General features: G+C 51.7%; 17 protein-coding genes and 1 pseudogene. 9 read left to right on the top strand and 9 right to left on the bottom strand.

Going from position 1 to position 20,686, the window contains the following annotated elements; translation table 11 throughout:
• Both KTQ90_RS09660 and tnpB read right to left on the bottom strand, forming a co-directional pair.
• Window positions 1-433, bottom strand: a pseudogene (locus tag KTQ90_RS09660) (IS66 family transposase); the annotation flags it as partial.
• Between the two features lie 122 nt (window positions 434-555).
• On the bottom strand, window positions 556-927 hold the full coding sequence (gene tnpB, locus KTQ90_RS09655; RefSeq protein ID WP_217318245.1) for an IS66 family insertion sequence element accessory protein TnpB: 372 nt from the start codon (window positions 925-927) through the stop codon (window positions 556-558).
• Window positions 928-1,567: 640 nt separating this feature from the next.
• Between tnpB and KTQ90_RS09650 the strand changes: the two genes are divergently transcribed.
• The 3 genes from KTQ90_RS09650 (at window position 1,568) to KTQ90_RS09640 (ending at window position 4,619) form a co-directional block, all read left to right on the top strand.
• Window positions 1,568-1,840: a co-chaperone GroES gene (locus tag KTQ90_RS09650; protein ID WP_007901051.1), complete on the top strand. Its 273-nt coding sequence runs from the start codon at window positions 1,568-1,570 to the stop codon at window positions 1,838-1,840.
• A 36-nt stretch (window positions 1,841-1,876) separates the two neighbouring features.
• Window positions 1,877-3,508 carry a chaperonin GroEL gene (gene groL / locus KTQ90_RS09645; protein WP_217318244.1) on the top strand — a complete coding sequence of 544 codons (1,632 nt, stop codon included), beginning with the start codon at window positions 1,877-1,879 and terminating at the stop codon, window positions 3,506-3,508.
• Between the two features lie 226 nt (window positions 3,509-3,734).
• A complete protein-coding gene (locus KTQ90_RS09640; RefSeq protein ID WP_217318243.1) occupies window positions 3,735-4,619 on the top strand; it encodes a BRO-N domain-containing protein in 885 nt (294 codons plus the stop codon).
• 106 nt (window positions 4,620-4,725) lie between these two features.
• Here the strand turns inward: KTQ90_RS09640 and KTQ90_RS09635 are convergent, their stop codons facing one another.
• The 4 genes from KTQ90_RS09635 to KTQ90_RS09620 all read right to left on the bottom strand — a co-directional run bounded on the left by KTQ90_RS09635 (window position 4,726) and on the right by KTQ90_RS09620 (window position 7,640).
• The gene (locus tag KTQ90_RS09635; RefSeq protein WP_217318242.1) at window positions 4,726-5,178 is read right to left on the bottom strand and encodes a copper resistance protein NlpE; all 453 of its coding nucleotides are present in this window, start codon (window positions 5,176-5,178) and stop codon (window positions 4,726-4,728) included.
• A 78-nt stretch (window positions 5,179-5,256) separates the two neighbouring features.
• Entirely contained in the window at window positions 5,257-5,763 is a 507-nt protein-coding gene (locus tag KTQ90_RS09630) for a thioredoxin family protein (protein WP_217318241.1), read from the bottom strand.
• Between the two features lie 54 nt (window positions 5,764-5,817).
• Complete coding sequence (locus KTQ90_RS09625; protein WP_022158606.1) at window positions 5,818-6,735, bottom strand: DMT family transporter; 918 nt, start codon at window positions 6,733-6,735, stop codon at window positions 5,818-5,820.
• Between the two features lie 5 nt (window positions 6,736-6,740).
• On the bottom strand, window positions 6,741-7,640 hold the full coding sequence (locus tag KTQ90_RS09620; protein WP_022158607.1) for a diaminopimelate dehydrogenase: 900 nt from the start codon (window positions 7,638-7,640) through the stop codon (window positions 6,741-6,743).
• 238 nt (window positions 7,641-7,878) lie between these two features.
• On the opposite strand from KTQ90_RS09620, the gene KTQ90_RS09615 reads away from it, so the two are divergent.
• The 5 genes from KTQ90_RS09615 (at window position 7,879) to KTQ90_RS09595 (ending at window position 13,565) form a co-directional block, all read left to right on the top strand.
• Window positions 7,879-8,850 carry a hypothetical protein gene (locus KTQ90_RS09615; protein ID WP_217318240.1) on the top strand — a complete coding sequence of 324 codons (972 nt, stop codon included), beginning with the start codon at window positions 7,879-7,881 and terminating at the stop codon, window positions 8,848-8,850.
• A 215-nt stretch (window positions 8,851-9,065) separates the two neighbouring features.
• Window positions 9,066-10,073, top strand: a complete 1,008-nt coding sequence (locus tag KTQ90_RS09610; protein ID WP_217318239.1) for a calycin-like domain-containing protein — start codon at window positions 9,066-9,068, stop codon at window positions 10,071-10,073.
• 4 nt (window positions 10,074-10,077) lie between these two features.
• Window positions 10,078-10,860 (top strand): HmuY family protein, encoded by a 783-nt coding sequence (locus KTQ90_RS09605; RefSeq protein ID WP_217318238.1) that lies wholly within the window; start codon window positions 10,078-10,080, stop codon window positions 10,858-10,860.
• Window positions 10,861-10,865: 5 nt separating this feature from the next.
• Window positions 10,866-12,854, top strand: a complete 1,989-nt coding sequence (locus KTQ90_RS09600; RefSeq protein WP_217318237.1) for a TonB-dependent receptor plug domain-containing protein — start codon at window positions 10,866-10,868, stop codon at window positions 12,852-12,854.
• A 264-nt stretch (window positions 12,855-13,118) separates the two neighbouring features.
• Window positions 13,119-13,565: a NanQ anomerase/TabA/YiaL family protein gene (locus tag KTQ90_RS09595; protein ID WP_217318236.1), complete on the top strand. Its 447-nt coding sequence runs from the start codon at window positions 13,119-13,121 to the stop codon at window positions 13,563-13,565.
• Window positions 13,566-13,798: 233 nt separating this feature from the next.
• Here KTQ90_RS09595 and gluQRS read toward each other — a convergent pair whose 3' ends face one another.
• Entirely contained in the window at window positions 13,799-14,710 is a 912-nt protein-coding gene (gene gluQRS, locus KTQ90_RS09590; RefSeq protein WP_217318235.1) for a tRNA glutamyl-Q(34) synthetase GluQRS, read from the bottom strand.
• A gap of 297 nt (window positions 14,711-15,007) precedes the next feature.
• Here gluQRS and KTQ90_RS09585 point away from each other — a divergent pair, with 297 nt between their 5' ends.
• Entirely contained in the window at window positions 15,008-16,327 is a 1,320-nt protein-coding gene (locus KTQ90_RS09585) for a hypothetical protein (protein ID WP_217318234.1), read from the top strand.
• Between the two features lie 90 nt (window positions 16,328-16,417).
• Here the strand turns inward: KTQ90_RS09585 and KTQ90_RS09580 are convergent, their stop codons facing one another.
• Entirely contained in the window at window positions 16,418-17,944 is a 1,527-nt protein-coding gene (locus KTQ90_RS09580) for a protease inhibitor I42 family protein (RefSeq protein ID WP_217318233.1), read from the bottom strand.
• A gap of 58 nt (window positions 17,945-18,002) precedes the next feature.
• Window positions 18,003-20,686, bottom strand: a 2,684-nt coding sequence (locus tag KTQ90_RS09575) for a TonB-dependent receptor domain-containing protein (RefSeq protein WP_217318232.1), incomplete at its 5' end; no start/stop codon positions are given.

The following is a 20,686-nucleotide window of genomic DNA, read 5'->3' as shown; positions in this document are numbered from 1 at the left end:
CTGAAAAGAACTCGTCGTTCTGTGTATACGTACGCACATGGTATATCTTCTTGATAAAGCGCATCGGGATGAGTTCATAGCGTATTACGTCCCTTGTCTTGTACAGTCTTGCCTGCTCTTTGTTGAAGCGTGGGTCTTCAGGTTCGATATCCTCCTCGACGACTTCCACTTCCAGGTGCTGCTTACGCTTTGCACCATTGTTGGTACGGGCGCGTTCCTTCTTCTCCGAAGGCTGGTCTGTCGTTGTGTCCTGGGACGCAGGTGTCGGGGTTTGTTTCTCCGATTTGTTCTGTGTTATCTTGGCAAGTCCCTTGATTATGCGCTTCTGCTTGGCCTCTTCCTCCGACTTGTGTTCGAGCAGGTTTCTTAAAGACGTGACCTCTTCCAGAAGGGCGTCAGCCTTACGGTTCGCCTCCTGGAGTTGTTCCTGCAAAAAGGATATCTGTTGCTGCAACAATGCAATAATCTCGTCTTTATTCATACTTCAAAGGTACGAAAAAAAGACGAGACTACCAAATAAATCATCATGTATTTTGATGATAATATTACTGATTATCAAGTATTTATAGATATGGAATTGTCAATGCTCAGCCTCTTGCGATATCTCACCGACTTCAACGATATTCCGCTCATTATAGCGGATAGGGTCTTGTAGGGCATTACGCAAGCCTTCTTGCCGGTATTGAAATAGGGTATCTCGAAGGTACCTCTTTCAAGTCGCTTCTGATACAGTGTGAAACCGTCCGTATCCCAGCGAAGGAGCTTTACCTGCTGCCGGTTCTTGCTGAAGAAGATGAACACAGACCCGCTTAGCGGAGGCAGATCCATCTCCTGCGACACTAACTTATAGAGACCGTTTATCCCAAGGTTCATTCTAACATAGCGCTGGCAGACATAATAGCGCATACCGTCATTCAGTCCAAACATGGCAGATCCTCCCTCTGGTATAGTTTGAGAAATGACATGACTGCTTCTGCTGTGCCACGTTTAATGTTCACTTGGGTGCCGTCGGGAAAAGTGAAACAAACTCCGTATAACATATCTGATGTTTCCTTGTGACTTAAAGTAAAGTCAGCGGTTATCGGAAGAAACATAGAATCAGACGGCGGCATTTGTTTGTCTGCCGATTTTTTACTTTCATGTAGAAGAGTCTTGGCTTTTCTGACACTGAGACCATTGTTTCGCATCCATCTTGCCATACTACGCTTATTTACATGTTGCTCACATTGGAATGCTCGTAAACACACTGTCGGATCATGGTTAAGTGCTTGTAGAAACATGTTCCACACACTTTTGTATCGTTCTGCTGCTAACATATTTTTGAGGGTTTAATAATGTTGCAGCAAAGGTAACAAGCATAATGATTAAAAAAAAGGCTGCATCGCGGATACGCTTACGTGTGTGTGCCATTTCTGTCACTCTGTTTGTCACATTTGTCACGCTTCGTTGTGCTATATTAGCCCTTATCAGCTTTGGCACGCTTTTGGCTATATCCTTAACGAAAGCGGACGGCAGAATAGTCGCCGCAGAAATTAACAGTAAAATAAAAACTTAAAACATAAAAATCATGAACATTAAACCATTAGCAGACAGAGTTCTCGTACTCCCTGCACAGGCAGAAGAAAAAGTCGGTGGAATCATCATTCCTGATACAGCAAAAGAGAAGCCGCAGCACGGCACAATCGTTGCAGCCGGTAACGGCACAAAGGACGAGGAGATGGTTCTGAAAGAAGGCGATGAAGTGCTCTACGGCAAGTATTCTGGCACTGAGCTTGAGGTTGAAGGCACAAAGTACCTCATCATGCGTCAGTCAGACGTTCTCGCAGTGGTTCAGAAATAATTAATAATTAATAACTAATAATTAATAATTAAAGAAATGGCTAAGGAAATTAAATACAATATGGATGCACGCGACCTGTTGAAGAACGGTGTCGACAAGTTGGCTAACGCAGTTAAGGTGACACTCGGTCCGAAAGGCCGCAACGTGGTTATCGAGAAGAAGTTCGGTGCTCCGCAGATTACAAAGGACGGTGTGACCGTAGCTAAGGAAGTGGAGCTCGAGGACAAGTTCGAGAACACCGGCGCACAGCTCGTTAAGAGCGTGGCAAGCAAGACCGGCGACGACGCAGGCGATGGTACAACAACCGCTACAATCCTCACCCAGGCTATCGTAACCGAGGGTTTGAAGAACGTAACAGCAGGTGCTAACCCGATGGACTTGAAGCGTGGTATCGACAAGGCAGTAGCTGTAGTCGTTGCACACATCAAGCAGAACGCAGAGATTGTTGGCGACAACTACGACAAGATAGAGCAGGTAGCAACCGTTTCTGCTAATAACGATCCAGAGATTGGCAAGCTCCTGGCAGACGCAATGCGCAAGGTGTCTAAGGACGGCGTAATCACCATTGAGGAGAGCAAGAGCCGCGACACAAACATCGGCGTAACAGAAGGTATGCAGTTCGACCGCGGCTATCTGAGCGCTTACTTCGTAACCGACTCTGAGAAGATGGAGTGCGTTATGGACAACCCGTACATCCTTATCTACGACAAGAAAATCAGTAGCGTTAAGGACCTCCTGCCTATCCTGCAGCCGGCTGCAGAGAGCGGACGCCCGATGCTCATCATCGCTGAGGACGTTGACTCTGAGGCACTCACCACATTGGTTGTGAACCGTCTGCGTGCAGGCTTGAAGATCTGTGCTGTGAAGGCTCCTGGCTTCGGCGACCGTCGTAAGGCTATGCTCGAGGATATCGCTACTCTGACCGGTGGCGTCGTAATCAGCGAGGAGAAGGGCTTGAGCCTCGACAAGGCTACACTCGACCTCTGCGGTTCTTGCGAGAAGGCAACCGTTTCTAAGGACTACACCACTATCGTAGGCGGCTGCGGTCAGAAGGACCTCATCGCCGACCGTGTTGCTCAGATCAAGAGCGAGATTGCAAACACTAAGAGCGCATACGACAAGGAGAAGCTGCAGGAGCGTCTTGCAAAGCTCGCCGGTGGCGTAGCCGTTCTCTACGTAGGTGCTAACAGTGAGGTAGAGATGAAGGAGAAGAAGGACCGCGTTGACGACGCTCTCTGCGCTACACGTGCAGCTATGGAGGAAGGCGTTGTCGTTGGTGGCGGCACAACATACATCCGTGCTCAGAAGGAACTTGCTGAGCTCAAGGGCGAGAACGCTGACGAGCAGACTGGTATCAACATCGTGCGCCGCGCTATCGAGGAGCCGCTTCGCCAGATCGTAAAGAACGCTGGTGGCGAGGGTGCTGTTGTTGTTCAGAAGGTTCGCGAGGGCGAGGGCGACTTCGGTTACAACGCTCGCAAGGACGCTTACGAAGACCTCCGTGCAGCAGGTGTCATCGACCCGGCTAAGGTAGAGCGCGTAGCTCTTGAGAACGCTGCTTCTATCGCAGGCATGTTCCTCACAACCGAGTGCATCATCTGCGACAAGCCTGAGGAGAAGGCTCCGGCTATGCCGATGGGCAACCCGGGCATGGGCGGCATGATGTAATCAGACCGAAATCACAGATTGAATAAAACATAAAAAGAGTCCCTATTCCGCAGTGGAGTAGGGACTTTTTTTTGTTTCTTCTTCGTTTAATATGCCATTACTTTCTTGTTTAATCTATGTTAATTTACCTGATAAACAATAACTTTGTTGTATATTTGTAGGTGGTTCCTACATTTAATGATTTTGTTCGACAGATGAGAACCTAATGTAATAAACAAGTAATGATATGGTGAAGAAGAACTCTATAAAACTATTTGGAAACGATAAGATACGTGCCGTTTGGGACGACGAACAAGAGAAGTGGTATTTCTCTGTTGTTGATGTTGTGGCGGTCTTGACGGAAAGCAAGGATTTTCAGACAGCAAGAAAATACTGGAATAAGCTAAAACAGCGTTTGAGGGAAGAGGGTTTTGAACCGGTGACAAATTGTCACCAGTTGAAAATGCCTGCCGCAGATGGAAAGATGCGCTTAACAGACGTTGCTGATACAGAGCAACTTTTGCGTATCATTCAGTCTGTGCCTTCACCAAAGGCTGAGCCGTTTAAGATGTGGCTTGCAAAAGTTGGAACAGCTCGACTTGATCAGATGCAGGATCCAGAGCTGAGTATTCAGCAGGCTATGATAGACTATAAGCGATTGGGATATTCAGACAATTGGATCAACCAGCGATTGAAAAGCATTGAGATACGCAAGGACTTGACCGACCAATGGAAACTTCATAATGTAGAAGAAGGAGTGCAGTATGCTACTTTGACCGACATCATCTATCAGTCATGGGCTGGCAGGACATCAAAGGAATACAAACAGTTGAAAGGATTGAAGAAGGAAAATCTTCGTGATAACATGACCAACGAAGAATTGGTTCTGAATATGCTTGCAGAACTATCTGCAACAAGCATAACCAAAGCCAAGAATCCCCAAACGTTGGATGAAAACAAAACTTGTGCAAAAGAAGGTGGTGATGTGGCTCGTGTAGCAAGAGAACAATTGGAATCGAAGACAGGGCGATCGGTTGTTTCTCCCCTCTCAGCCAAAAGATTCTTTGAGGCGCAACAGCCTAAAGGAGAATTAGACGACAAAAGTGTTTGTGGCGAGGAGCAAGATAAATAATGTATATAAAATGACACTCCACCTTGAAAGCATTGGTTTCTGAGGTAGAGTGTCGTTTTCGATATGGTCGGAGCCTTATTATTCAGTTAAAGTTCCGTAAAGCCTTTTACTTCTTTGTCAGCACATACAGCTTTGCCATTTCGCCCTCTGGCTCATTGCCGAGCGAGTCGGTCATGATTACGCTGCTGTTGTCCTTAACCTTGTAGAATGTGTGTTCGCCGCTCGACGGACGAACAAGCATCAGGACGCTGTTGTCGAGAACCTCCAGCACGCCGCTTGCCTCGTCGTGACCATCCTTGCGGTCGATGTAGTCCTGCTTGAGCTGGTATGTGCTGTCGGCATTGATAGTGAGTACGGTCTTGATGCCCGGGCAGTCGGCTGCAGGCAGTGTGCCCTCGTATGTGCCGGCAACGGCAGCGAGGTCGAGGTTTTCGCTGGCTGTTGTGTCAGCTACGCTTGTCGAATCGGTGCTTGTTTCGCTCTGTGCGGTGTTCTTGCCGTTGCAAGACACCATTATTGCTGCAGCCAAGACTGCAGCGTACATAAGATTTCTTTTCATACCTTTTATAGATTTGTTTGTTAATTGCTTTCTTTTTAGTATCCATTCCAATGCCAACGGCAGGAATGTAGTAGGTTATTAATGCTTCTTTACAGCCGCCGGGGTCCAATTCTTGAAGAATCGTAGCACCTTCTTCTCGCTGTAGCTCTTGTCCTCTTCGAGGAAACTTGAGTCATGTGTGTGCAGTACCTTACCGTTGGCGTCGAGCACCACGAAGACGGGGAAGCCGAAGCGAGCCGGGTTGTCAAGACGCTCCATCAGCTTTGCGGCTTTCTGTGCAGCCTCTTCGCCGCCAGCCTTGCGCGGATTGTAGTTGACGTGGATGAGCACGAAGTTCTCGCCGATCATCTTGCTTACCGCCTCGTTAGTTTCGGCGAAGTCGGCGAAACGCAGGCACCACGGACACCAGTTGCCGCCCATCTGGCACACCACAAACTTGCCGTCTGCCTTAGCCACGGCAAGTGCCTTGTCAATCTGTTCCATCGGGTCGATGCTCTCGTCATACACTTTCTTCAATGCTGTCTGAGCATTTACAGTCATCAAGGTTACAACCATGAGGACAGCTGTGATAAATAGTCTTCTCATATATGTTTTTGTTTCAGTATCAGTTAATGTACGTGCCTGTCGATGCAGGCTACTTTAGCTTTGCTTCAACTCCATATCCTTTCGCGACTTCGACTTTATTACGAGCCACACTCCGCTGAAGACGAGCACTACAGCCACGGCTTGCTTCCACGTGAAGAGGCACATGCCGCAGGCGATGCTCACCGATACCGCCACCACGGGCTGCATATAGTTGTAGATGCTCACCACGGTGGGGCGCAGCGTGCGTTGCGCTGTCTGCATGCAAAGGTAGGCTATGTAGGTGCCGAAGAACACCACGAAACCCGTTTCGAGCCATGTCTTGAGGCTGACAGCCTGCCAGTCGGTAGACGCGGCGTGCGAGCCGAGGAACGGCGTGAGCAGCAGCGTAGCCCACGTGAACATCCACTTGCTCATGGTTATCGGACTGTAACGTTTCAGTATGTCGCGGTAGAGCGAGAGATAGAGCGCGAACGACATCTGCGCAGCCACGCACAGCAAGTCGCCGCGTATGTCGCCGATGCGCGAGTCGTTGGCAACGGCAGTGCTGGCAATCAGTATGACGGCGCCCGAGCAACCTACGCCCACGCCCAGCGCCTTGCGCCCCGTGATAGGTTCTTTCAGGATAAGCGCTGCGAATATCATTGCGAAGATAGGCAGCGAAGTGGTTACGATGGCGGCGTTAGACGGAGTGGTGATGCTCAGACCGATGGTGAAGCAACACTGGTTGCAGACGAGACCGAACACGCCGGCTCCGCAGAGCACGAAGATGTCCTTAAGCGGCACATGCTCGTGCTTGGTGAAGAGCGATGTTATCCAGAAGAACACCGCTCCTCCCAAGGCGCGCAGGTATACCATATTCAGATTGTCCACCCCGTTCAGCATCGCGTCCTTGCCGATAGGAGCCATGAGGCCCCAAATGACGCAGGCGGAGAGAATGGCGAGGTGGGCAATCAGTACGCGTTTGTTCTGCATCGCGTCTATACGAGGTGAGCTATAAGTTCCTCACGATCGCCGGCGAGCATGTCGATAACTGGAATTTCAACCATTGTGTAGCAGCCCGGCTGCTGGCGCATTGTAGCGCGAGCCACGTTGACGAGCACCTGACCGGTGAGTGCAGGGTTGTTGATGCTCATGGTGAACTCCATGCGCTGGTTCTGAGTCTTGCCGCTCACGCCCTTGCGAGTGAGATGTACGCCGTGACCCATATCGCGCACGGCATCAACCGACGGTACGGCGAACACGTGAGTCTCGTCATTAGAGAAGTATGGGTCTGCCTTGATAGCTGCCGTAACGTCTTCGAGCTTTGCACCCTCCTCGAGTTCTACGTAAACCATGCGGCGGTGCAGTCCTTCGCCCTTCGGTATAGTCATAGACAGCGCGTCCTTCACGCCCTCCTTAGAGCGCACGCATACGCTGTGACCCATCGACATGCCCGGTCCGAAGTTGGTGTAGCTGAGTCCCTTCGGTGCGAGGCTCTGCATCAGAGTGCGCACGATAGAGTCGGAACCCGGGTCCCAACCGGCAGCGATTACGCTCACCGTGCCGTTCTTCTTGCACACCTCAGAGAGAGTGCGGCGGTAGTCGACGATAGAAGTGTGTATATCGAAGCTGTCTACGGTGTTGATGCCGAGTGCAGCAATCTGCTTTGCGTACTCCTCGCACGAGCGTGTCGGAGTAGCAAGGATAGCTACGTCCACGTCCTTCAGTTCGCGAATGTCCTTCACTACCTCGTACTGAGCCAGTTCGGCAGGCTTGTTCTCCGCACCGTGACGGCGCACTACACCAGCAATCTCAAAGTCGTCGGAAGCCTCAAGCGCCTGAATCGCATAATGTCCGATGTTGCCGTATCCCACTACGGCTGCTCTAATCTTTTTCATGTCTTTCATTTTAATATAAAAATTATATGGAATGTCTCGCACGGATAAAGCCGCAGATAGCGAGACATCTGTTACTAATGGGTGCAAAGTTATAGAAAATCATCAAAACTATTTGCTCTCTGGCGGCGTTTTTTACGTATTTTATTGTCTATTAGGCAAAATCATTATAAGTAGGTATTTCATAATTCGCCGATTATGCCTAATTTTGCAACCGTAAAAGAAATAATACTCAACGACAATGAAAAAGAAATATCTTGGTAAGACCGTAGGGTCATTGCTTATCGTACTTCTTATGATGCCGTTAGGACATGCACTGATGATTCTGATGGAGCACTTCCTCGAGCCGACAACGCTTCACTATTCGGCGTTTCTGATGGGTTTTGTAGGACTTGTGATCACCATAGCCGGTGTGTTCGTGAAGGGCGACACACGCCAGACCTGCTTCGGACTCACCGGAGCCTTGCTCTTCTGGACCGGTTGGGTGGAGTTTCTGTTCGCTTACTTCGCTCAGCGCTTCGGTGTACATTGCGATCTTATAGGCAACGGCGTTGTGCAGACTGTCACGGAATACGTCAACGGCGTTGGTGTCAACCATACTTTCACAATCAACGGCACACCGCTCGAAGATTTCTCGCGTGCCGAACTTAAAGAGCTGCGCGGCTCGCGTCCAGAATATCTCATCATGCCCGCCACGTTCGGCATGTGGATGATGTTCGTAGTGATGTACACCTTCTGCACCCGCACCGGCTGTCTGTTCATCCGCTGGGTACAGAGACATTGCGGAATAAACGAGAAGGTGGAGCTGCGACCTATGGCGTATCATCCGAGTATAGTGATGTTCATGGAGTGGAACATCATGATGTGGGGCCTCTACATGCTGCTCATGTTCTGCTACGACCCCGTATTCCTCGGCGACCATCACCCCGTGACCTACGCCGTTGCTGCCGTCTGTCTCGTCGGTTCGGTGCTGATGTTCAAGAAGCAGCTCTACATCAAGTCGTGGGGACGCAATCTGCGCATGGCTTACGCTACGGTCATCGTGTTCTGGACCTTCGTAGAGGTTATCGCACGTAACGGACTCTTCAAGGAGATATGGGTCGATCCGCTGCATCATGTGGTGGAGATGAGCGCCGTGCTCGCCCTCTTCGTAGTGTCCATAGGGGGTGCACTTGTCTCAAGTGCACCAACCAAGCAAGAATTGCACCAATAGCTCATAGGGGGTGCACTTGTCTCAAGTGCACCAACCAAGCAAGAATTGTACCAACAGCTCGGTTGGTGCAGCAGAGACTGCTGCACCCCCTATGGTGCACCAACCAAGCAAGAATTGCACCAACAGCTCGGCTGGTGCAGCAGAGACTGCTGCACCCCCCCCCTATGCTGCATCAATAAACAAATAATATAAACAATAAAAACACAACTCTTTTTATGAAAAGAATTTTCACTCTCTTGTTCGCTGTTCTCACAGCAACAACAATCATGGCACAAATGCACGGACCGATGAAGTTTGTAGGCGCTTCAAACATGAGCGTATCAACAATGAGCAACGATAACCCCAGTGACACAATATTGTTCGCGATGAACGGCATGGAGTCGGGCAACATCACTCTGCCTGCCATGAAGGGTATGCAGACAATACCATCGTTCACCATCAGCGGTGCTAAATTCACGTTGGGCGAGAACCATGTCGTTACGTTTGCCGACCAGACCTTCAGCACAAAGGTGACAGTGAACGGAGCCGAGAAGAAAATCACCGGCACATCGCTTTCAGGCACATACAACATGGCAGACAACTCGCTCTCGCTTACTGTTGTGTTCCAGTACGGCAGCATGCCGTTCCCTATGACATACACCGTGAAAGGCTACTACTTAAAGGCGGTGTCTAACCCCATCACTGTTACAGTGGGCGGACAGTTCACATACAACAACGACAACGTAACATACGAGCTGCGCCGATACAAGGTCGGCGAAACAGACAAGCTCGACGTTACTGTTCCGAGCTATACGCTCGCGAATACCATCATGGGCGACCTCACACTCGGTTCGTACACCGTGAAGGGACTCGTTTACGACGAGGAGCAGGGCGGCTACTACCGCGACTATAAGAACGACGGACTTATGTTCCATTTCACAGCCGTTAAGGATGGCAAGACAACAATGGACAAGGACTACGAGTTCGCAGCAGGCAAGGCTAACAACATTCTCGTGAAGTACGAAGGCAACAACGTAAGCTCTATCGTCAACACCTTCCAGATGGGCGCAATGCCTTTCGGTATTGTGTCTGTGTTCAGCGCTCCTGCAACCTCTATCGAGGGCGTAAACGCCAATGCTACCGCTCCGGCAGACGGAAGAACATACAACCTCGCTGGTCAGCGTGTGGACAACAACTATAAGGGCATTGTTATTGTCAACGGTAAGAAGTATTTGAGAAAATAGTATAATGATTAAAAAAGCCATTTTACTTGCTGTTGCAACTGTGAGCATACACCTGCTCACAGCCTGCAACGGCATTTTTGATGATATATACGACCAGCCGAAGCCGGTTGTGCCGGCGAAAGGGCAGCTTGTTATCGACGCAACGAGCTGGACCGACTGGTATTATGTCTCTCTTCCACGCCTGCAGCGCCTTGCTGAAGCCGGCGACGAGGACGCTCTGCTTAAGGCTCAGACCGAGTTCGATAAGCGTCCTATCCCGTTTGCGCTCAGCGAAGGCAGCGAGTGGGACGGTCGTTCGGGCCAGTATATGTACTGGTTCGACGTTTGGGGCGCAGGCATACAGAACAACGAGTTCCGTGAGCTCACCAAGACCGACGCGCAGCAAGACCCCGAGGAGTGGAGCTTCGCCGTTCATCGCAACAATGTGCGCACGAACGGCGGCGCTGTCTACGAGACGCAATACACATCCTTCGACCAGCTGCCCGCCTCGAGCACCGAATTCGCAAACAAGGAGTTCGCAGCCGACGAGTGGAGCGAGAACGAAGTGTGGAGCAGTCAGGAACAGATGCTGCTCAGTCTTGTGCCGTCGCAGGGCATCGATGTCAACAAGGTGCTCTCGTCGTGGCTTGAGTTCAAGTTCAACGTGCCGCCCGACTACATCCTCAACAAGCATGTCTTCATCCTGCGACTCGCCGACGGCACTTACGCCGCGCTGCAGCTCGCCAACTTCGTCTCGCCCGAAGGCAAGAAGTGTTTCTTGACCATTAATTACAAGTATCCGTATTAAGAACAATGATAAAAAACATAATACTTCCGCTCGCTCTTCTCGCAACCGCGCAGGCGGCGATGGCACAGGCAGACCCAGAACTTGACGATGTGCAGCTCGACTCCATCTTCCGCCATTACGAACTGGAGGAAGTGGTGGTGACGGGCACACGCACGCCGAAGTTTCTGAAGGACACGCCGATACAGACACGCGTCATCTCGTCGCGCGACATAGCCCGCACCGATGCCACAAACGTGCAGGATCTGCTGCAGCAGGAGTTGCCCGGCGTAGAGTTTTCCTACTCGATGAATCAGCAGACCCACCTCAACTTCGCCGGATTCGGCGGACAGGGCATCCTCTTTCTCGTAGACGGCGAGCGTCTCGCAGGCGAGTCGATGGACGACGTCGACTTCTCCCGACTGCTTGTGTCGGGCGTGGAGCGCATAGAGATAGTGAAGGGCGCATCGTCGGCGTTGTACGGCAGCAGTGCAACGGGCGGCGTGGTGAACATCATCACTAAGGACGCCACACGACCGTGGTCGCTCAACCTGAACGGACGCTACGCCAAGCACAACGACCAGCGCTACGGCGGCATGTTCACACTCCGCTCGAAGCATTGGAGCAATGCGTTCTCTGCCAACTATCACAACAAGGACAACTACAACGTGACGAGCGCCCCCAACCCCGTGACGCGCGTTATTTCGACCATCTACGGCGAGCGCACCGTCGACTTCAAGGACAAGCTGACGTGGCGACCCTCCGACCGACTGAGCGTCGGAGCACGCGCCGGCTACTTCTTTCGCGAGACGACGCGCACCGTGAACCTGCCCGAACGCTATCGCGACTTCTCCGGCGGACTGCGTCTCGACTGGCTTATAACGAAAGACGACAACCTGCAGGCGAACTACTCCTTCGACCAGTACGACAAGTCTGACTACCAGCAGCTGCGCCACCTCGACATCCGCGACTACAGCAACGTGCAGAACACGTTCCGACTGCTCTACAGCCACGCGTTCGGCGAGACGGCAACGCTCACAGCAGGTGCCGACTACATGCACGACTATCTCTTTAACACCTATCTCGCCGGTGATGCGCGCGAGCAGGACTGCTACGACGTGTTCGCGCAGTACGACTGGAACATCACCGACAAGCTCGAGGCCGTTGCAGCCGTGCGCTACGACTATTTCTCCGACCGTCAGAACTCGCAGTTCACGCCGAAGCTAAACCTCCGCTATAAGCCCAACCGCCGCCTCGTGCTGCGTGCAGGCTACGGAATGGGCTTCCGTGCGCCCTCGCTGAAGGAGCGCTACTACAACTTCGACATGGCTGGCATCTGGATTATCGAGGGCAACGAGCATCTGAAAGCCGAAAAGAGCCACAACTTCACGCTCTCTGCCGAGTATTCACGCGCCAACTGCAGCCTTGCCGTGTCGGCGTTCTACAACAATGTGAGCAACAAGATCTCTACATCGGCGCCCTATTTCAAGTCGATAGAAGACAAGCTGCCCTATCTGCCCTATACCAATCTCGCCAACTACAGAGTGTTCGGCGCAGACGTTAGCATGCAGGCACGCTGGCAGAACGGCATTTCGGCGCGACTCAGCTACGCTCACACCAAAGAGCGCCTGCCGAAAGACAAGGACGGCAACACCATTAACAACCAGTACATACCGGCACGTGCGCACTCTCTGAACGCCAACGTCGACTACGACCATCAGTTCACAAAGCGCTACGGCATTTACGTTTCGCTCAACGGACGCCTGCTTTCGGGCACGGAGAACGTAGAGTTCAAGAACTACTACGACGTGTCCGAGGGCACGGTGAAGGTGGAATATCCTGCCTACACCACGTGGAAACTCTCGCTCACGCAGCGTGTGGGCAAGGCGGTGAGCATAACCACAGCTCTCGACAACCTGCTCAACTATCGCCCGAAGTTCTACTATCTCAATGCGCCGCTCACAGACGGCATCACGTTCCAGGTAGGAGTGTCAATAGACGTCGATAAGTTGTTCTGATAATTTTCTCGGAAGTTTAAGAAGTGATTGGTAAAAACTAAAGAACTGTTGCGTAAAACGCTACGAAAAGTCATTGTCACCCGAACGCGATCCGATCGGACGGCGAACGGAATCTGATCGGGCTGCGTTCGGAATCCGATCGGATCGCGTTCGGGTGACGATGACTTTAGTTTAGACCAACACCTCTTAAACTTCTGTTTTTATATTAGGCATACCCAATTATTATTAGTATATTTGCAGTGATAATTTAATAACTAAGCAAATATGGTACTTTCAAATCTTCAGCACAGCGACCGCGTAGAGTCGCTTCATCCGTTGTTCAAAACCGTGTTCGACTACGTTAAGTCGCACGACCTGCTCAATACTCCTTGCGGACGCATAGAGCTGCAGGGCGACGATCTGTTCATCAACAACGTAAACCCTGAGTGTGTAGCTGCCGACAAGCAGGTGCTTGAGGTGCACCATCAGTATATCGACATCCACATACTGCTCGAAGGCGAGGAGACAATAGGATGGAAGGCGATAGAGGACTGCACCAACGCGACAAAGCCCTACGACGCGGACGCCGACTGCGCGCTCTACGTAGAGCCGGCTTCGGCATACGTGAAGATGCACCCGGGCGAATTTATGATTGTGTGGCCCGAAGACCCGCATGCACCGGTGATTGGCGAGGGAAAGATTCGCAAACTCGTCGTTAAGGTTAAGCTTTAAGAGTTTTGAATTTTGAGTTTTGAGTTTTGAATTATTGCGACAGCTGTCGCAATTTTGAGTTTTGAGTTTTGAGTTTTGAATTTTGAGTTTTGAGTTAGGAATTGAGATTTGTGAGTTGCGAATTCTTAATTCAAAATTGAACAACTCAAAATCGGCGTAGCCGACAATTCAAAATTCAAAACTCAAAATTCAAAATTGCCAACGGCAACAATTCAAAACTCAAAACTCAAAATTCAAAACTCAATATCGGTTATGCCGATATTGCTCCAATCGAACCCCGCAACAAGTTCCTCTGCCGTCACCCTTTTGGGCGACTCCTGCAGACCGGCTTTGTAAGCCAGCATACCTATTATCTCTTCAGCTTCGAAGCGCGACCGCAAAGCCTCCATATCGAGACTGCGGTCGCGCTTCGACAGTCTCTGACCCACCGTGTTGCAGAGCAGCGGCAGATGGGTGAAGCGCGGCGGAACGAAGCCGAGCTGGTTGGCGAGGTATATCTGTTGCGGCGACGAAAGCAGCAAGTCGCGTCCGCGCACCACCTCCGTAATGCCCATCAGCGCATCGTCCACCACCACCGCCAGCTGGTAAGCCCATGCCCCGTCCTTGCGGCGCACGATGAAGTCGCCGCATTGCGTCGTCAGGTCGACGGTCTGTTCGCCGTAGTGTCCGTCGACGAACGTGATGATGCCCTCGCCCTCATCTGGCACACGCATACGGATAGCCGCCGGACCGCTGTGCGTTCCAGGCTTCAGGTTGCGGCATGTGCCCTTATACACCACGCGTCCGTCGCTCTCGTGCGGCGCCTGCGTAGCCAGAATGTCGGCACGTGTGCAGTAGCACGGGTATGTCAAGCCGCGGAGCGTGAGCTTCTTCAGCTCAGCCTCGTATATCTCGCCGCGTTCGCTCTGATAGAACGGACCCTCGTCCCATGTCAGTCCGAGCCATTCGAGGTCGCTCATTATAAGGTCGGCATACTCCATGTGCGAGCGTTGCGGGTCTATATCCTCTATGCGCAGCACCCAGTCGCCGCCCTGCGCCTTTATCGAAAGCCATGACAGCAGCGCGCTGAACACATTGCCCAAGTGCATACGTCCGGTTGGCGACGGAGCGAAGCGTCCTTTCTGCTTGTTTTCTGTATTGTACATAATATTATAGGTGTTGAGATGTTGAGATGTTGAGATGTTGAGGTGGTGAGGTGTTGAGGTGTTGAGATTGTGAGGTGCAAAATTATAAATAATATTCGGTTTGTGTATAATTATATGCAATAATACCCGTTTTTGTTCTAAATTGATGTATATTTACTGAATAAAACTATAATTTTGTTGATTTTTTGCATTTCTTATTCTTATTTGTTGTTGCATTAAATTTCTTTTCTATACCTTTGCAAGACGTTTGAAATAAACATATATAAAGAATATTGTTATATTTAATAATCGAAAATTATGAAAAAGATTCTACTTTCTGTAGCCCTCTTGGCTGCAACATGTGGTGCGTCAGCACAGAAGTTATCTTACATTCCTTACGAGGACAATGCGTTGATGATGGGTATCACCATCTCTGCTAACGGACGCTACGTTGCTGGCGGCGATACAGAGGGACGCGCTTTCATCTACGATACACAGGCAAAACAGATCAAGTATTTCCAGTCGCCTAACCTCGGCGAAACCGACGCTGATCTTGACGACCTGGCTTCTATCCGCTCTGTCACCAACGACGGTGTAGGCTATGGCGATATCTACGGTAAGTCGACTAAGTTCGATTTCGCCACCGGCTCAATGACCGCTCTGGTCGATAAGTCGATAGAGGACTACTCGCTCGTTCACTACGCCTCTTCTGACGGCAAGGTGAGCTGCGGTGTTACATACGACAATACCACATTCGTTCAGGCTCCTTATGTGATGGTAGACGGCGTTATGCAGTCGCTGCCTGAGATTTCAAACGAATGGGCTGGCTACGATGTGAATGGAGGTATCGCCTACGGTGGCAACGAGGATGGCTCTGTACTATGGGGTGCTGTTTGCGACAACTACTCGTCTTATCCGTTGATGTATTGGGTTCGCAATCGTGACGGCAAGACCTACTCTGCAAACCTTCTGAGCAAGCGTTTCGTTGATACTACCATGGACTTGAGTGGCGCTCAGCCCTACGATATTTTCACCGGTGCTGCGATGAGCGCTAACGGCAAGTGGCTTGCAGTAAACTATCACACAAAGATGGTAAGCCGAGATCAGGTAGACGAGGGCAATCGCGTGGCTCGCTTCGACTTGGAGGCTGACACACTGCAGTTGCTCTCTTGTCCGGACGCAAGCGCTGAGACATCCTACTACGCTACCGGTATCAGCAACGAAGGTACTGTCGTAGGTTTCGTAGAGGAACAGGCTTCAAACTCTCGCAAGGCTACTATGTGTCCTGCAGGCACAAATGAGATGAAGCTTCTCGCCGATCTTTATCCTGCTGTAACAGAGTTCGCTACAATGGACGAAAAGAACCTCAACGAGGTTACAGCAATCACTCCTGACGGTCGCTACCTCCAGGGCTTCGGCTATGTGGATCTGAATGATGAGCAGGACTGCTTCGGAACATGGTACTTCGACTTGGAGAAGGACGAGACAGCTGTAGAGAACGTTAAGACAGAAGAGGCTCCGACTAAGGTTGTTGCTTCATATACCGTTGACGGCAAGACTCTCAACGCCGATACCGTTCGCAAGGGCATCGTTATCAACAAGCTCTCTAACGGCAAGGCTCGCAAGGTTGTAAAGTAACGAACAGGTAAGATTAGGTATATATAAAATGAAAAGACCGAGCGCGTGAATCGTCACGTCGCCCGGTCTTTTTGTGTGTATTAAACTCTTTTAGTAGTTAGCATTCTGCGGGTCGAAGTTGGTCCAACCGTCGAGCCAGTTGTCACCGGCGTTGAACGCTCCGATGTATGTAACCTGGTCGAACCAAGAGTCGAGACCGTCGAAGTTCTGTGCACCGAAGAGCAAGCTGCCCGCCTGTGGCATGAACGGAACACCTACGCCCTTACCGTCTGTGAGCATCAGCTGCGACTTGTCGGCGAAGTATTTGTTGCCGTCCTGCTTCTCGAAGAAGCGGTGAGAGAACGACATCTCGCTGTCTGCCTTCACCGACTTTGTCTTGAAGTCGTACTCCTTGTCCTCGTAGCACTTGTTGGCATCTGTTCCTACAACGTCCATGTTTGCAAAGTATATGTTCTTGAGGTTGAGTGTGCCGGCGTTAGCCTGCTCTACGGTGTTGCCTTTCTCGCCGTCGACGATGAGACCGATAGGCCAGTCGGTAGCCACAGAGTTGACGCAGTTGAGGCGAGAAGAACGGCGAATCTGCATAGCCGACTGGAACTTGCCGAGGCCAGATCCGTTGTTCGGGAAGAAGTTGCCGCCGGTGATGTACGACTTGTCGTTCTGGAAGTCGGCTGCAGCCTTCGGACCTACGAACGTGATGTTAGAGAATGTGGCAGTAGTGTACGGAGTAAGCTGCGCACCGTCGGCACAGTTGTCGCTCTCGAAGCCGTTGCTCTGGCTCTGGTCGGCAAGACGTGGGTCGCGTACCGACAGACCGAACTGCACCTTACCAGAGTAGCCGTTGTCTGTATCGAAGTCGTCGTCCCAACCCTTGTATGCTATGAGATACTTACAGTTGACAGCGCCGCCGAACCACTCGAACGAGTCGTCGTTAGAATAAGACACCTGCACGTGGTCGATTTTTGTGCCCGAACCAACCGAACCAAGAGTCAAACCGTTAATCTCCTGGTCAGCCTTGAACGGATTGCCAGCAAACTCGATACGGGCATAGCTCAGAACGCCCGAGTTGTCGCCGTCGTTGTCGCCGCCGTGCTTTGTGCGTGGACCGCCCTCTATCTGCATCTCGTTCTGGTTGTTCTTAGCCTTTCCGCAGAGAATGATGCCGCCCCAGTCGCCAGGACGACGGCTGCCCGCGGGCTGTGCTGATGTGAAGACGATAGGGTCTGAAGCCGTACCCTGCGCAATGAGCTTGCCTCCGCGCTCAGCGATGAGAGCCGCCTTGGTAGTCTTGTCGCCCTTGATGACGGTGCCCGGCTCGATGGTGAGCTCAGCGCCTGAAGCTATATATACCCAGCCTTTCAGCGTGTATGTGCCTTTCTTGAGTGTCTGCTTGCCAGTGAAGACAAATTCCTGGTCGCCGTTGCCGATCACTGTTCCCTTGGCGTCGTCCTTGCCCTGCTCGTTGAAGAGCAGCTGGTTGCAAGCCTTCAGTCCGCCGTCTGTGGTCCAGACGTAGCCTGTAGTTGTGTTGCCTTCATTGTTGTCGTCGGTGCAGCTGCCGAGAGTAGCGGTTGCTGCGAGGATGCTGAGGCATCCTAAAAGATACTTCTTGTTCATAATATGTGAATTAAATAAACTTGTTTCTAATTACTTGTTACCAATCACCAATTAATAATTACCAATTACAAATTACCGAAATTCCGATGTTGCGTCCCGGTCGGTAGCAACGTGCCACTTCCTCCTTCTCTGCCTTTCTGCCGTCGGTATACTTCACGTTGGCAAACTGCTTGTAGTAGACACGTTCCGCAAGCAAGTCGCGCACGCTGAGCTTCAGTTCCCAATGTTCGCCCCACTTCTTGCTCACAGAGAGGTCGATAGTGTTGCGCGGCATCTCGTAGCTGTGCGGAACGCGAGCGTTGTCGTCACTCGCCGCCGAGCCTTCGCTGCGTCCTACGCCGATGATGCGCTTGCCGATGCGGTTGTAGAGTAGGGCGATGTCGAGCTGCTGCTTGGCGTTCTTGTAGAAGAAGCCCGTGTTAACGAGATAAGGCGACTGACCCTGCATCGGTCTGTTCTCCTCCTTCGAGCCTTTCGCAAACTCTACACGGCTCTTTATGAGCGCTCCGTTGAACGACCAACTGAAGTCGGGCAGTCCGATGAAGCCGAGATTCTTGCGTATATCAAGCTCCAAGCCATAGTTGTTGGCGCTCTGCGCGTTCTTGTACGAGTAGATGAGGTTGGTGCCTCCGGCTACGGTGTATGTCCACTCGATAGGCGAGTCGAAATGCTTGTAGAACGCTGCGAGAGATATCGATTCGCCTCGCGACGGGTAGAACTCGTAGCGCAAGTCGATGTTGTCTATGTAGCAACTGCGCAGTTCGGTGTTGCCCTGCACGTCGCTCGCAAGGTCGAAGTCGTAGTAAACCGACGGCGAAACCTCGCGGAACTCCGGTCGGTTGATGCTTCTGCCGTAAGAGAAGCGCATCTGGTGGCGATTGTTGAACTTATACGTAGTGTTCAGCGACGGGAAGAAATCGTTCGTACGGTAGTGGCGGCTGCTCTCGCTCTTCTCCGTGTCGCGAGAGTTGGATATCAGTTCCATGTCGTTATGCTCGAAACGCACGCCGGCATGCACGCCGAGCTTGCCCAGCGGCAGGTCTACGGCTGCATATCCTGCCCCCATGAGGTTGTGCGCACGGTAATTGTTGCGCATCTGCATCTGCTCGAACATATACATACGGTCGTAGCCCATATTCGCCTCGTCGCTGAGCAGACGTGTCACGTCGCCCTGCTGGAAGTCGGAGGGCAGAGCGCATATCGACGGGTTCCACTGGTAGTAGAAAGCGCGCGTGTTGTAAGTACGTGTGCGATACTCGCCGTAGCCGCCCACCTGCAGCGACGGTTGCCATGAGCCGAAGCTGAAGCTGTGCTTGTCGTTCACGCCCAGCGAGACGATGTGCTCGTCGAGCTGAGTCCATTCACGCGAGATGTCGTTGCCCGTGTGCAGAGCAATCTCGCCAGGGTTCTGTATATCGTTGAGAAGATAGCGCCTACGATCGGGCAGATGACGGTTGGCATACGCGTACCCGATGCTCCAGTCAAGGGCGTCGCTGGTGAAGGTGTGCTTTCCCGTCAGCTGACCGTTGTAAGTAGTGCGGCTGCGGTAGAAATATTCGGCGCTGTGCTCGTCATTCGACTGTGCGTCGACGCCTTCGCGCCAGGTGTATCTGCTCGTAGCCAGCTGGTTGAAGATATTCTTCAGTTGGTATTTGTGATTACCGTTACGAGAGAGAAACGTTAGATTAAGCATTGCGCCGAGACGCACGTTCGTGTTGTACTGGTCATCGGTAGAGTGGCGCAGATAGTTGGAGTGGTCGTTCGTAGCGTCGTATATGCCGAAGAGGTTGTTCTGCATGTCGGTGTACGAGCGCTGCTCGTTGGTATAGTTGACCGCTGCGAGCATACCCAGTTTGTTTCCGTTGAGGTTCCAACGGCGACTCATGCTTGCCGCAAGCTTCAGGTCGCCCACTGGTTTGCGCTGCCTTACAAGCCAGTCGTTGTTCAGCTTGTTGCCCGTCAGGCTGTACAGATTGTCGCCCACGGGCTTGCTGTCGGCTCCCGTCAGCGGGTTTAGCCGTGTGTTTATGCCGCCTTGCAGACTGCGCTTGCCGTTGTCGAAGCCAAGGAAGTCGGTGGCGGAACCTTTAGAGTAAGAGAAGTCTTTAAAAGCGGTGGCAGTGTTCCAGTTGCCACCGACTGAAAAGGTTAGCGAGTTTGCGTCGGGAATCTCCTTCGTGTTCACGATGATGAACCCGCCGGAGTAGTCGGCAGGATATTCCGCCGACGGCGACTTAACGATTGTCAGGTTATCTATCTGTTGGCTGGGAATTATGTCGAATGAGAACGCTCTTGAGTCGGCTTCCGAACTGGGCACGGCTCCGCCGTTCACCCATACGTTGTTGTAGCGCTGCGAGAGACCGCGCACCATCACAAACTTATCGTCGATGAGGCTTACGCCAGGCACACGACGCACCACTTCGCCTGCGTTCGTGTCCTGCGTTCGGCTTATCTCCTGCGCCGACACGTTGCTCACTATCACCGCACTGTTCTTTGCCAGCTGCACCATAGCCGTCTCGGTGTTGCGACGCTCCACGGCTGTCACCACCACCTCGCCCAGCTGCTGCTCATCGGGCTGCAGCGCCACGCTGATTCTTTCCTCAGCCTTGCCGCCGTTGATGCGTACGCCCTCGATGCGCTGCGGTTTGTATCCTACGTAATTGATATTTAATGTATACTTTCCATTCTTACCCCAGTTCGGGATAAGAAATAGTTTATAAAAAAAGTTGGTAGTCTCATAAA

The sequence above is a fragment of the Leyella stercorea genome, assembly GCF_019052365.1.
Lineage (GTDB): Bacteria > Bacteroidota > Bacteroidia > Bacteroidales > Bacteroidaceae > Prevotella.
This window is presented reverse-complemented; position numbering and strand designations above follow the sequence as displayed.